General features: G+C 75.5%; 11 protein-coding genes. 4 read left to right on the top strand and 7 right to left on the bottom strand.

Annotation, left to right across the window (positions count from 1 at the left end):
* Positions 1-28: 28 nt before the first annotated feature.
* The 6 genes from HOP40_RS26060 to ctaD form a co-directional block, all read right to left on the bottom strand.
* Positions 29-394: an STAS domain-containing protein gene (locus HOP40_RS26060; protein ID WP_172163145.1), complete on the bottom strand. Its 366-nt coding sequence runs from the start codon at positions 392-394 to the stop codon at positions 29-31.
* A 160-nt stretch (positions 395-554) separates the two neighbouring features.
* Positions 555-935, bottom strand: a complete 381-nt coding sequence (locus HOP40_RS26055) for an STAS domain-containing protein (protein ID WP_172163142.1) — start codon at positions 933-935, stop codon at positions 555-557.
* A 67-nt stretch (positions 936-1,002) separates the two neighbouring features.
* Entirely contained in the window at positions 1,003-2,853 is a 1,851-nt protein-coding gene (locus HOP40_RS26050; RefSeq protein ID WP_172163138.1) for a SpoIIE family protein phosphatase, read from the bottom strand.
* Positions 2,854-2,929: 76 nt separating this feature from the next.
* Entirely contained in the window at positions 2,930-3,577 is a 648-nt protein-coding gene (locus tag HOP40_RS26045) for a HemK2/MTQ2 family protein methyltransferase (RefSeq protein WP_338053035.1), read from the bottom strand.
* A 75-nt stretch (positions 3,578-3,652) separates the two neighbouring features.
* The gene (locus tag HOP40_RS26040; RefSeq protein ID WP_172163132.1) at positions 3,653-4,000 is read right to left on the bottom strand and encodes a DUF8129 domain-containing protein; all 348 of its coding nucleotides are present in this window, start codon (positions 3,998-4,000) and stop codon (positions 3,653-3,655) included.
* Positions 4,001-4,038: 38 nt separating this feature from the next.
* Entirely contained in the window at positions 4,039-5,784 is a 1,746-nt protein-coding gene (ctaD, locus tag HOP40_RS26035; RefSeq protein WP_172163129.1) for an aa3-type cytochrome oxidase subunit I, read from the bottom strand.
* 174 nt (positions 5,785-5,958) lie between these two features.
* Here ctaD and HOP40_RS26030 point away from each other — a divergent pair, with 174 nt between their 5' ends.
* Positions 5,959-8,382, top strand: coding sequence for a phosphoketolase family protein (locus HOP40_RS26030; RefSeq protein WP_172163126.1), 2,424 nt, complete (start codon positions 5,959-5,961; stop codon positions 8,380-8,382).
* Complete coding sequence (locus tag HOP40_RS26025; protein ID WP_240157284.1) at positions 8,352-9,473, top strand: acetate/propionate family kinase; 1,122 nt, start codon at positions 8,352-8,354, stop codon at positions 9,471-9,473. Before HOP40_RS26030 ends, HOP40_RS26025 begins: the two co-directional genes overlap by 31 nt.
* An 11-nt stretch (positions 9,474-9,484) precedes the next feature.
* Here the strand turns inward: HOP40_RS26025 and HOP40_RS26020 are convergent, their stop codons facing one another.
* The gene (locus HOP40_RS26020) at positions 9,485-10,819 is read right to left on the bottom strand and encodes an APC family permease (RefSeq protein ID WP_172163123.1); all 1,335 of its coding nucleotides are present in this window, start codon (positions 10,817-10,819) and stop codon (positions 9,485-9,487) included.
* An 85-nt stretch (positions 10,820-10,904) separates the two neighbouring features.
* Here HOP40_RS26020 and HOP40_RS26015 point away from each other — a divergent pair, with 85 nt between their 5' ends.
* Positions 10,905-11,714 carry an MBL fold metallo-hydrolase gene (locus tag HOP40_RS26015; RefSeq protein WP_172163120.1) on the top strand — a complete coding sequence of 270 codons (810 nt, stop codon included), beginning with the start codon at positions 10,905-10,907 and terminating at the stop codon, positions 11,712-11,714.
* Positions 11,715-11,770: 56 nt separating this feature from the next.
* Complete coding sequence (locus HOP40_RS26010; RefSeq protein ID WP_338053034.1) at positions 11,771-12,820, top strand: DNA topoisomerase IB; 1,050 nt, start codon at positions 11,771-11,773, stop codon at positions 12,818-12,820.
* The last annotated feature ends 598 nt before the right edge of the window (positions 12,821-13,418 follow it).

The raw sequence follows: 13,418 nt of genomic DNA, 5'->3' as shown, positions 1-13,418 counted from the left end.
AGCCTCCCGGGAGCCGGATGCGGGGTCCTCACCCTAGGGTCGACGTGCGGACGCCGATCGTGCGGGTGGGCAGGATCTCCACGCCCGGGTCGTCGTCCTTGCCGGGAACGTCGCCCGGGGCGGGCCAGGGCTGCCAGGGCACGTGCAGGAGCCGGACGAGCGTGCTGACCGCCGGCGGGCAGTGCACCAGCACGAACCGGCCGCCGCGCGTCGCGGTGTGGGCGGCGGCCTCGACGAGCACGTGCATGCCGCGGGCGCCGCAGAACAGGATGCCTTCGAGGTCGACGACGGTGATCGGGACGCCGGCGAGCTCGGCCAGCGCGGACCGCAGCTCGGTGGCGGTCGCGATGTCGAGGTCGCCCGTCAGCTCGATCCTGCCGACGTCCCCGTCCACCTGCGCGATCGTCTGCAACCCCTGCGCCACGAGACCCCCACGGACGTGCTGCTGGAGCCGCCCGCGGGGTCAGGGGGAGCGGCGGAAGATCCGACAGTAGCACCGCGCGTACGGAGCGGCGCCCCCGAACGGGAGCATCCCGCGATGCGGACGTACGGACTCAGCTGCGCCGGCCGGACAGCGCGTCGCCGCACGCCCGGGCGGCCGCCTCGCGGTCGGACAGGCACGGCGCGACCGAGGCCAGCCCGCAGATCCGCAGGATGGTGCGCACGCCCGGGCCGGTCACGACGGCCATCGGGCGGTCGGGCGAGTGGTCGGCGCACGCGTCGAACAGGGCGCGGATACCCGCGGAGGCGAAGAAGTGCACGCGGCTCAGGTCGACGACCACGGCCCGGCCGCGCGCGAAGGCCTCGGCGAGTCCCGCGTGCAGTTCGCCGACGTTGCTCACGTCGATCTCGCCGCGGACCTCGCACACGACCACGTCGTCGGCGTCCGGGTCGCCGACGCGGACGGTGTGCAGTGGGACAATGGAGGGGTCCAAGCGCTCCGCATCCCCTTCGGAGCCGACGGTGCGGACCGGGACCACCGTACGCCCGCGGGCGGGCGGGTCAAGTGCGGGCACCGGATCGGCCCCCCGTGTCGGGCCGACGGGTGAACCCGGTCATGCGCAGGACCTCCCCGGAGGGCGTACCGCCCGGCGCCACGACCTGCGGCGGCACCGGGAACCCGGTGGTCTCGTGCAGCAGGCGCACCCCGGCGCTGGACAGGACGGTGGCGGCGGTGAGGTCCACGACCACCGGGCGCGTGCCCCCCGCCGACACCCGCAGCACGGCCGCGCGCAGCTGCGCGACGGTCGCGGTGTCGACCGGGCCGGCCACGACCACGGCCGGCGGCGTGCCGGGGCGGTCGTGCAGGGTGAGCGGGTCACCGACGATCCGCAGGGCCGGTACGGCGCCGCGGCTGACGACCGCGGGGCGGCGGGCGGCGCAGACGGCGGTGACCCGGGTGCCCGAGGACCCGGTGTCGATGTCGACGGTGCGGGCGAGCTCGTGCACGACGACCAGGCCCAGCCCGCCCGCGTGCCGGTCCGGTCCGGGTCCGGGGTCCGGGCGCCACCGCCCGTCGTCCTCCACCACGACGCGGACGTCGCCGGTGCGCTCGAGCACGACGCTCACCCGGACCTCCCCGGGCGCGTCGACATCGGCGTAGGCGTGCTCCACGGCGTTGCTGGCCAGCTCGGTGACGACCAGCGGGAGGGCGGTGAGCGTCTCGACGGCGACGTCCAGGGCGTCGAGCCACGCGGTGAGCCGTTCGCGCAGGTCGCCGAGGCGCCCCACGTCGGCGGGCATCGCCAGCAGGAGCTCGCGGACGGGCTCGTCGCGGCGGTGGGCGGCGAGCAGGGCTACGTCGCCGTCGAGCGGGCGGGGCAGCAGCGCGCCCAGCAGCGCGTCGGAGACGGCGTCGGCGGGACCCGCGGCCCGGGGACCGTGCGCGCCGGGGGCGGGCACGGGCAGGGCGGCGGGCAGCGCGCCCGTCCGGGCGAGGAGGCCGCGGGTGTGCAGCAGCAGCGTCTCCCCGGGCTCCAGCCGGTCGTGGTCGACGACGGGCGGGGCGGCGTCGAGGCCCAGCGGCGGGGCGCCCCCGGCGTCGAGCAGGCGCAGGGCGCCGTCGACGCCCCGCACCGCGGGGGCCGGGTGGCCGCAGCGGGCGTGGGCGAACGCGCCGGTGGTCGGGTCGAGCACGACGACGCACACGGCGGCACCGCGGCCGTCGGCGTCCCGGCCGGCGGCGCGGTCGAGCAGGGCCAGCGCGTCGGCGAGCCCGGTGCCCTCGGCGAGCGCGGTGCGCAGGACCGCGCGCAGCGAGGCCATCGCGGCCGCGGCGGCCGGCCCGTCGCCCACGACGTCGCCGGTCTGCAGCACGACGGCGCCGTCGTCGGTCACGACCACGTCGAACCAGTCGCCACCCGTCGCCACGGCGCCGGGGACGTAGCGGCCGGCCAGCTCGAACCCGGGCAGCACGGGCAGCGTCCCGGGCAGCAGCGCCTGCTGCGCGGTGCGCGTGGCGGCGCGGTCGGAGCCCGGGCCGTCGACCTCCCGGGCCTGGACCAGCACGCCCGCGCCGTCGGGGCCCGGTCGGGCGACCGGGACGAGGTCGGCCTCGAGCACCGCCCGCCGCCCGTCGAGGTCGATCACCCAGACCACGCGCTCGGGCGCCCCGCCCGCGCGCACCGCCGCCACCCGCGCGAGGGCGTCGGCGTCGAGGCCGGGAAGCGCGCGGTGCAGCGGCCGCCCCAGGGGGGAGGGTCCGCCCACGAGCTCCCGGGCGGCGCGGTTGGCCGTGCCGACCCGGTGGTCGGGACCCGTGGTCTCCCAGACCGGGGTGGGCAGGTCCTCGAACGCGGCCGCCCCGGACGGGTCCGGCGCGCGTGCCGCGGTGGGTTCGGGGGGTCGGGTCACCGCCGCCGTCCTCGCACGGGTCGACCGTACGGGCACGGTGGTCCGCCCGCGCACCCCGGTCGGTCCCGCAGGGACCTCAGCGCATCCCGCTGACGACGACGAGCTCCTCGAACCGCTCGCCCTCGGCGATCAGGCCCCGCTCCTCCAGCATCGCGGCGCGGCCCCGCATCACCGGGCCGAACGGGATGGTGACGCGCGCGAGGACCGACGGCACGAAGCCCGCGTCGCCGAGCGCGTCGACGGTGGCCTGCGTGCCGCACAGCGCGGAGTGCACGAGCAGGATCTGCCCGTCGGGGGTGAGGACGTCGCCCGCGCCCGCGCAGATCCGGTCGATCAGCGTCCGGCCGTCGACGCCGGCGTCCCAGCAGCGGGCCCGACTGTGGCGCGGCAGGCGGTCGGTGACCGCCGGGACGTAGGGCGGGTTGCTGACGACGAGGTCGAACCGCCGCCCGGTCAGGGGCGCGAACAGGTCGCCGCGGCGGACGTCGATGTCGAGCCCGGCCAGGCGGGCGTTGAGTCGTGCGGCGGCGACGGAGCGGGCGGACAGGTCCACCGCGGTCACCGACGCGGCACCGGCCCGGGCGGCCGCGAGGGCGATGGCACCGGAGCCGGTGCCGACGTCGAGCACGTGGCGGCCGTCGGCGTAGCCGCCGCGCTGCATCACGTCGATGAGGACCTCGGTGTCGCTCTGGGCCCGGTACACGCCGGGGGCCCGATTCAGCATCATGACCTTCAGATGCCCCGTGGTCGGCAGATCAAACTCCTGCTGCTGGTCCTGCTCCCGCTGCGCCGGACGGCCTCAGCGGCCGCGGATGTCGCGGTTCGGGGTCTGACCGGCGACTCCGTGGCGCAGCGGCTGGTTGTTCACCTGGGCCCCCGCCTCGCTCACGTCGGAGCCGCCGTCGGGTGCGGGGGCCTGCTCCGGGCGGGCCGCCGCGGGGTCGCCGCCCGAGAGCGGGGCGCCGTCCTCGACGTCGGCCAGGCGGGTGCGCAGCACCTCCAGCACCGGCAGGCGGTTCCCGTGCGCCTCCTCGTGCGCGATCAGCTCGCGCAGCGGGCCGGCGGGCAGCGTGCGCACGCGGCCGGCGAGGTCACCGGTGGTCAGGTGGTCGTAGTCGGGCAGGGGCAGGTCGGTGCGCTCGGACACGGCGTTCCTCTCGGGTCGTCTCTCGGTGGTCGGACAGGTCAGCGCGATGTGGGGTCGTCGTCGGGCTGCTGCTCGCGGCCCACGCCCTGCGCCGCGCGCTCGGCCGGCGTCGCTCGGCTGACGTGGGCCTCGCGGCGGTAGCGCTCGACCAGGTGCGGGTAGTGCAGCTCGAAGGCGGGGCGCTCGGAGCGGATGCGCGGGAGCTCGTGGAAGTTGTGCCGCGGGGGCGGGCTGGACGTCGCCCACTCCAGGGAGTTGCCGAAGCCCCAGGGGTCGTCGGCGGTGGTGCGGCGGCCGTGGCGGTAGCTGCGGGCGACGTTCCACAGGAACGGCAGCGTCGAGATCCCGAGCAGGAACGCACCGACCGAGGAGATGGTGTTCAGCACCGTGAAGTCGTCCTGCGGCTGGTAGTCGACGTAGCGGCGCGGCATGCCCTGCGGGCCCAGCCAGTGGTGCACCAGGAACGTCATGTGGAAACCGATGAACATCGTCCAGAAGTGCACGCGGCCCAGCCGCTCGTCCATGAACCGGCCCGTCATCTTCGGGAACCAGAAGTAGATCCCGGCGAAGACGGAGAACACGATCGTGCCGAACAGCACGTAGTGGAAGTGGCCGACGACGAAGTAGGTGTCGTTGAGGTGGAAGTCCAGGGGCGGCGAGCCCAGCAGGACGCCGGTGAGCCCGCCGAACAGGAACGTCACCAGGAACCCGACGGCGAACAGCATCGGCGACTCGAAGGTGATCTTCCCCTTCCACATCGTGCCGATCCAGTTGACGAACTTGATGCCGGTCGGGATCGCGATGAGGAACGTCGTGAACGAGAAGAACGCGAGCAGCACCGCGCCGGTGGCGAACATGTGGTGCGCCCAGACCGCCACCGACAGGACGGTGATCGCGATCGTCGCGAACACCATCGTCTTGTAGCCGAACAACGGCTTCCGGCTGAACACCGGGATGATCTCGGTGATGATCCCGAAGAACGGCAGCGCCACGATGTAGACCTCGGGGTGGCCGAAGAACCAGAACATGTGCTGCCACAGCACCGCGCCGCCGTGCTCGGGGTCGAACACGTGGCTGCCGAGGTGGTGGTCGGCGAGCTGGCCGAACAGGGCGGCGGTGAGGATCGGGAACGCCACCAGGACCAGGATCGAGGTGACCAGGATGTTCCAGCAGAAGATCGGCATCCGGAACATCGTCATGCCGGGCGCCCGCAGGCAGATCACCGTCGTCACCATGTTGACCGCGCCCAGGATGGTGCCGAGCCCGGACACGATCAGCCCGGAGAACCACAGCGTCGCCCCGGGGCCGGGGGAGTAGGTCGGCCCGGAGAGCGGGGCGTAGGCGTACCAGCCGAAGTCGGCGGCGCCGCCCGGGGTGAGGAACCCCGACAGCACGATCAGCGACCCGAACAGGAACAGCCAGTAGGAGAAGGCGTTGAGCCGCGGGAAGGCGACGTCCGGCGCGCCGATCTGCAGCGGCAGGACGTAGTTGGCGAACCCGAACAGGATCGGCGTCGCGTAGAGCAGCAGCATCACGGTGCCGTGCATCGTGACGAGCTGGTTGTACTGCTCGCCGGAGAGGAACTGCTGCCCCGGCACGGCCAGCTCCCCGCGCATCAGCAGCGCCATCGCGCCGCCGACGAGGAAGAACGTGAACGCGGTGACCAGGTAGAGCACCCCGATGTCCTTGGGATCGGTGGTGCGCAGCAGGTGGGCGATCCGCGAGCCGCGCGCCGTGCGGGCCGGGGTGATCACCGGTTCCGGCCGGACGGGGGTGGTCGTCATGGCCGCCCGCGTACCCGGGGGTGGGGGCGTCCATGCCGCCGTCCCCCGTATTGCAGCAAGGCCACCTTGTGGACGGTTCCTTGCGTGAAGGTGGCCTTGCTGCAACCGGGGCGGACGGGTGGCGAGCGGGGTGCGCACAGGGGTGAGGGCGCGGTGCGCGGGTAGCCACGTCCCATGGCCGCCCCCGCGACGACTCCCGCCCGCACCACCGACCTCCGGACGCTCGACGCCTGGTGGCGGGCCGCCAACTACCTCTCCGTCGGGCAGATCTACCTGATGGACAACCCGCTGCTGCGCGAACCGCTCGCCCCCGAGCACGTCAAGCCGCGGCTGCTGGGGCACTGGGGCACCACCCCCGGCCTGACGTTCCTGTGGGCCCACCTCAACCGCGTCATCGGCCGCGACGGCTGGAACGGCGGGAAGGGCGACGCGCTGTTCGTGACCGGTCCCGGCCACGGCGGCCCGGCCGTCGTCGCCACGGCGTGGCTGGAGGGGACCTACTCCGAGCGCTACTCCCACGTCCCGCGCGACGCGGAGGGGATGAAGGCGCTGTTCGGGCAGTTCTCCTTCCCCGGCGGCATCCCGTCGCACGCGGCGCCCGAGACGCCGGGGTCGATCCACGAGGGCGGCGAGCTGGGCTACGCGCTGGCGCACGCCTACGGGGCCGCGTTCGACAACCCCGACCTGCTCGTCGCGTGCGTCATCGGCGACGGCGAGTTCGAGACCGGCGCGCTCGCGGGGAGCTGGCAGGCCAACAAGTTCGTGCACCCCGTCCACGACGGCACCGTGCTGCCGATCCTGCACCTCAACGGGTACAAGATCGCAAACTCGACGGTGGCCGCGCGGATCCCGGAGTCCGAGCTGCTCGACCAGCTCCGCGGCCACGGCCACCGCCCGTACGTGCTGGAGGGCGGGTTCGACGGCGAGGACACCGCCGCGGTCCACGCGCGGATGGCCGGCGTGATGGACGAGATCACGGGCGAGATCGTCCGGCTGCGGGCGCGGGCGGCCGAGCAGCTCGAGGCGGGCGAGGAGGTCGAGCGGCCGGCGTGGCCGGTGCTGGTGCTGCGGACGCCGAAGGGCTGGACCGGGCCGAAGGAGGTCGACGGGAAGCAGGTCGAGGGCAGCTTCCGGGCCCACCAGGTGCCGCTGGCCGAGACCCGCACGAACGACGGGCACCGCGCCCAGCTGGAGGAGTGGATGCGCTCCTACCGGCCCGAGGAGCTGTTCGACGAGGACGGCGCGCTGCGCCCGGAGATCGCCGCGTTCGCGCCCCGCGGCACGAAGCGGATGAGCGCGACCCCGCACGCCAACGGCGGCGAGCTGCTGCGCGACCTGCGCCTGCCCGACTTCACCGCGTTCGGCGTCGACGTCCCCGAGCCCGGCTCCGGCCCGGTCGGCGCCACCGCGGTGCTCGGGCGCTGGCTCGCCGAGGTCGTGCGCCGCAACCCGCACGACTTCCGGATCATGGGCCCGGACGAGACCGCCTCCAACCGCCTCCAGGACGTCTTCGACGCCACCGACCGGCAGTTCACCGGCGAGATCCGCGACGGCGACGAGCACACCGCGCGCGCCGGCCGGGTGCTCGAGGTCCTCAACGAGCAGCTGTGCCAGGGCTGGCTGGAGGGCTACCTGCTCACCGGCCGCCACGGGCTGTTCAACTGCTACGAGGCGTTCATCCACATCGTCGACTCGATGTTCAACCAGCACGCCAAGTGGCTCGCCGCGTGCCGCCACATCCCGTGGCGCCGGCCCATCGCGTCGCTGAACTACCTGCTCACCAGCCACGTCTGGCGCCAGGACCACAACGGGTTCTCCCACCAGGACCCCGGCTTCGTCGACCACGTGCTCAACAAGAAGCCCGAGATCGTCCGTGTGTACCTGCCGCCGGACGCCAACACCCTGCTCTCGACCTACGACCACTGCCTGCGGACCCGGAACTACGTGAACGTGGTGGTCGCGGGGAAGAACCCCGGCCCGCAGTGGCTGACGATGGACGAGGCGGTCGCCCACTGCACCCGGGGCATCGGGATCTGGCCGTGGGCGTCGAACGACGACGGGCAGGAGCCCGACGTCGTGCTGGGCTGCGCGGGCGACGTGCCGACGCTGGAGGCCGTCGCGGCGGTCTCGCTGCTGCGCGAGCACCTGCCCGAGCTGAGGGTGCGGCTGGTCAACGTCGTCGACCTCATGCGTCTGCAGGACGAGCGCGAGCACCCGCACGGGCTGTCCGACCGCGAGTTCGACGGCCTGTTCACCACCGACAAGCCCGTCGTGTTCGCCTACCACGGCTACCCGTGGCTGATCCACCGCCTGACCTACCGGCGCACCAACCACCGCAACATCCACGTGCGCGGCTACAAGGAGGAGGGCACCACGACCACGCCCTTCGACATGGTGATGCTCAACGACCTCGACCGCTTCCACCTCGTCGTCGACGTCATCGACCGCGTGCCCGGGCTCGCCGTCCGGCACGCCGCGCTGCGCCAGTTCATGCTCGACGAGCGGCTGCGCTGCCGCCGCCACACCCGCCTGCACGGCGAGGACGCGCCGGACGTGCGCGACTGGGTGTGGCCGGACCCGAGCGGCCCCCGCCCGTGACGCGGGTGCTGGTGGTCAACGCCGGGTCGTCGTCGGTGAAGCTGTCGCTGCTCGACGGCGACCGGGCCGTGTGGAGCGAGTCGGTCGATCCCGCCGACGCCGGGGACGCCGTCGAGCGCCGCGCCGCGGAGGGGGGAGTCGACGCCGTCGGGCACCGCATCGTGCACGGCGGCACCCGCTTCACCGGGCCCGCCTTCGTCGACGACGCCGTGGTCGACGCGATCGCGGCGCTCGCCGACCTCGCGCCGCTGCACCAGGCCCCGGCCGTCGACGCCCTGCGCCGCACCCGCGCCGCGCTGCCCGGCGTCGCGCAGGTGGCGTGCTTCGACACCGCGTTCCACCGGTCGCTGCCCGCCGCCGCGTACACCTACGCCGTGCCCGACCGCTGGCGCCACGGCCTGGGGGTCCGCCGCTACGGCTTCCACGGCCTCGCCCACGAGTGGTCGGCGCGCCGGGCCGCGGAGATCGTCGGGCGCCCGGTGGGGGAGCTGCGGACCGTCACCGCGCACCTGGGGTCGGGCGCGTCGCTGTGCGCGGTCGACCGCGGCCGCTCGGTCGACACGACGATGGGCCTCACCCCGACGGCGGGACTGGTGATGGGCACCCGCTGCGGCGACCTCGACCCGTCGGTGCCCCCGTACCTGGTGCGCCGCGGCGTCCCGGCCGACGAGGTCGGCCCGGCGCTGGACCGCGAGAGCGGCCTCCTCGCGCTGGCCGGCAGCGCCGACGTGCGCGACGTCGTCGGCATGGCCGCCACCGGCGACGACGACGCCCTGATCGCGCTCGACGTGTGGGCCCACCGCGCCCGCGCGCTGGTCGCGGCCATGACCGCGGCGCTGGGCGGGATCGACGTGCTGGCGTTCAGCGGCGGGGTGGGGGAGCACCAGCCCGCCCTGCGCGCCCGGGTCGTCGACGGGCTCGGGTTCCTCGGCCTCGCGCTGGACCCGGCGGCCAACGAGGCCGCCGGCGGCGACGCCGACGTCAGCGCTCCCGGTGCACCGGCCCGGACGGTGGTGGTCACCGCGCGCGAGGACGTCGTGGTGGCCGAGCAGGTGCGGGCGCTGGTGCCGGTGCCCGCCACGCGGGGCTGACCGGCGGCCCGCTACCGGGCCGCCGTCCGCTCCGCCGTCCGCCGCCGCAGCCGCTCGGCCCCGTACAGCAGGACGCCGAGCCCGAGCAGCAGGGCGGCGCGGAGCCAGACCGCGCCGGACTGCTGGGCCATCAGCGCCACGCACGACAGGGCGCCGAGGACCGGGACCACGAGCGGCACGCGGAAGTGGTCGGGCTCGCCGTCGTCGCGGCGGCGCAGCACGACCACGGCCACGTTGGTGCTGAGGAAGCTCACCAGCAGGAGCAGGACGACGGTGTCGGCGAGCTCGGCGAGGTCGCCGGTGAGAGCGAGGGCCAGCGCCAGTGCGGTCGTCGCGACGATCGCGACCCACGGCGTGCGGCGCCCGGGCAGCACGCGGGCCAGCACCGGGGGCAGCAGCCCGTCCTCGGCCATGCCGTAGGCGAGGCGGCTGGTGAAGATGCCGGTGAGCAGGGCGGTGTTGGTCACCGCGACGAGCGCGACCACGGAGAACAGCCAGAGCGGGATGCCGACGTCGGCGATCCGGACGACCTCCAGCAGCGGCCCGGTCGAGCCGGCGAGCCGGTCGAGCGGGACGGTGAGCGTGACGGTCAGCCCGACCAGCACGTACAGCGCCCCGGCCAGCAGCAGCCCGCCGAACAGCGCGCGCGGGAAGGTGCGGCGGGGGTCGACGGTCTCCTCGACCATGTTCGCGGAGGTCTCGAACCCGACGAACGAGTAGAACGTCAGCGCCGCGGCGGCGACGACGGCCGCGGCCACCCCGCCCGCGCCCTCGCCCGGCACCACCGACAGCTGCGCCGGGTCGGCCTGGCCGCGGCCCACGAGCACGGCCCCGAGCACGACGATCAGCACCAGCCCCGCCGACTCTAGCAGCGTCATCACGATGTTGGCGCGCATCGACTCGGTGATGCCGCGGGCGTTGAGCAGGGCGAGCACGACGAGGAACCCGACGGCGACCGGCACGGGCGGCAGCGCGACCAGCGCGGCGAGGTACTCCCCGCCGAACGCGACCGCCAGCGCCCCGACGCTGGTGACGCCCGCCGCGATCCCGCAGAACCCGACGAGGAAGGCGACGGCCTCGCTGCGGAAGGCCCGGCGCGCGAACACCGCGGCCCCGCCCGCCCGGGGGAAGCGCGTGACGAGTTCGGCGTAGGACGCGGCGGTGAGCAGCGCCAGCCCGAGCGCGACGGCCAGCGCGAGCCACAGCGCACCGCCCGCGCGGCCCGCGGCCTCGCCGACGAGGGTGTAGATGCCGGCGCCGAGGACGTCGCCGACGACGAACAGCGTCAGCAGGCGGCCGTCGAGGGCGCGGCGCAGCGGCGCGTCGTCCTGGGTGCGGGAGACCATGGCGGCGGTTTCCCGATCACCGCCGGTCCATGCGCCGCATCCGGCGGGGCGGTTTCGTCGCCTCCGCGCCGGGCACCCGCCCCCGATGACCGGACCGGACGGGCCCCCCGGCTCGCTGACCTTCGGCGGGACCGCCACGACGCTGCTGCGCCTGGGCGGGTTCACGCTGCTGACCGACCCGAACTTCCTGCACCGCGGACAGCGGGTGCACCTGGGCTACGGCCTGACCTCGCGCCGTCGCACCGAGCCCGCGCTGGGCCCCGAGGACCTGCCGCTGCTCGACGGCGTGCTGCTCTCGCACCTGCACGGCGACCACTTCGACCGCATCGCCCGTGACCGCCTCGCCCGCGACCTGCCCGTCGTCACCACCCCGCACGCCGCCCGGCGCCTGCGCCGCTGGGGCTTCGGGGCGGCCACCGGGCTGCGGACGTGGGAGAGCCGGGAGATCCACCGCGACGGGGAGACACTGCGGGTCACCGCGGTGCCCGGGCAGCACGGGCCCGCGCTGGTGCACCGCGCCCTGCCCCCGGTGATGGGCAGCGTCGTCGACCTCGAGCGCGGCGGGCGGCGGGTCCTGCGCGTCTACGTCACCGGCGACACGCTGCGCCGCCCCTGGCTGCGCTCGGTGCGCGAGCGGTTCCCCGACATCGACGTGATGGTCGCCCACCTCGGCGGCACGCGGGTGCTCGGCGTGCTCGTCACGATGGACGGCGAGCAGGGCGCCGACCTCGCGCGGCTCGTCGACCCCGGCACGACCGTCCCCGTCCACTTCGACGACTACCCGGTCTTCCGCTCGCCCCGCTCCGACTTCCTGGAGCAGATGAGGGCCCACGGGCTGGGCGGGCGGGTGCTGCTCGTGGACCGCGGCGGTACCGTCCCGCTGAGGGCCCGCTGAGTGCGTGTGCCCCGGGACGTGCGTATGCCCCGGCACGGAAGGGGTATCTGGGCTCCGTGGACGACGCGATGCCCGCGGGGCTCGTACGCAGTGACCCCTCCGGCCCCGGGTTCTCCCGGCGCCGCCGCGGGCGCGGGTTCGGCTACGTCGACGCCTCGGGCGCGGCGCTGACCGACCCCGGGCAGCTCGCGCGCGTCAAGGGCCTGGTGATCCCGCCGGCGTGGCAGGACGTGTGGATCAGCCCGGACCCGGCCGGGCACATCCAGGCCGTCGGCACCGACGCGGCCGGGCGCCGCCAGTACCGCTACCACGACGTCTGGAACCAGGCCCGGGCCGCGGTGAAGTACGACCGCGTCCTGACGCTGGGCAAGCGGATGCCGAAGGTGCGCGAGGAGATCGCCGAACGGCTGACCCGCACCGGGCTCGACCGCGACCGCGTGCTGGCCGGCGCGGTCCGGATGCTGGACGTGGGCGTGTTCCGCGCGGGCGGCGAGGAGTACGCGCCGGGGGAGGACGACGACGAGGAGGGCACGTTCGGCCTGGCCACCCTGCGCCGCGACCACGTCCGCCTGCGGCGCGGCGCGGTCGAGGTGCGCTACCTCGCCAAGGGCGGCATCGAGCGGACGGTCGCGCTCCGCGACCCCCTGCTGCACCGCTTCGTGGGCGGGCTGCTGCGGCGCCGCGGCGGCGGGGAGGACCTGCTGGCCCACCGCGTCGGGCGCGGCTGGCACGACGTGCGCGCCGAGGACCTCAACGCCGGGGTCAAGGAGCTCGTCGGCGACGTCTACACCTGCAAGGACCTCCGCACCTGGAACGCGACCGTGCTGGCCGCCGCCACCCTGGCCGCCGCCGCGCCCGAGGGCCCGCCCACCGCGGAGCGCGCCCGCAAGCGGCTGGTCAAGGCCGCGGTCACCGAGGTGGCCGAGCACCTGGGCAACACCCCCACCGTCGCCCGGGCGTCCTACGTGGACCCCCGGGTGATCGAGCGGTTCGAGAACGGGGTGACGATCGCGTCCGCGCTGCGCCGTGCGGGCGCCCCCGCCCCCTCCGACGACGCCGGGCGGGCGGTGCTGGAGCGTGCGGTGGTGCGGTTGATCGAGGGCTAGCAGCCCCACCCCGCCCGCTCTCCGCCCGCCCCCCGCCCCCCGCCCCGCCGCGCCCCCCACTCCGCCCCCCGCCCCCGCTCCGCCCCCCGTCCCCGCCGCGCCCCCCACTCCGCCCCGCCGCCCCCCGCCGCCCCCCGCCGCCCTCAGCCGGTGATCAAGGGCAGATGGTCGCGGCTGGTGATCCACTGACGACCATCCGCCCTTGATCAGCGGGTTGGGGCGGCCGCCGGGGGGTTCGGCGCCGGCATGATCGTCACGAGTGGTGCAGGGCGGTCACGGATGACCTCCTCGCACCACTCCTGGTGATCTTGGGCGGTTCGGATGCCGCCGTGCCGGAGCGCGCGGTGGCGCGGGTGATGGACGAGCAGGCCCCATGCCCGGCCCCGCCCCGCCCGGTGCCGGCCCCCCGCCCCGCGCCCGCCCGCGCCCCGCGCTCGCCCCCTGCCCCGCGCCCGCGCCCGCGCCCCGCGCTCGCCCCCTGCCCCGCGCCCGCGCCCGCGCCCGCCCCCGCGCCCGCCCCCCGCACCGCGCCATCGCCCCGCGCCCCTCGCTCCGCGTCCGCCGCCCCCCCCGGGCCCCCGTGGCCACCACGGCCGCC

The organism is Pseudonocardia broussonetiae, from assembly GCF_013155125.1.
Lineage (GTDB): Bacteria > Actinomycetota > Actinomycetes > Mycobacteriales > Pseudonocardiaceae > Pseudonocardia > Pseudonocardia broussonetiae.
Note: the sequence above shows the minus strand (reverse complement) of the source record. Positions and strands in the feature narration are given on the sequence as shown.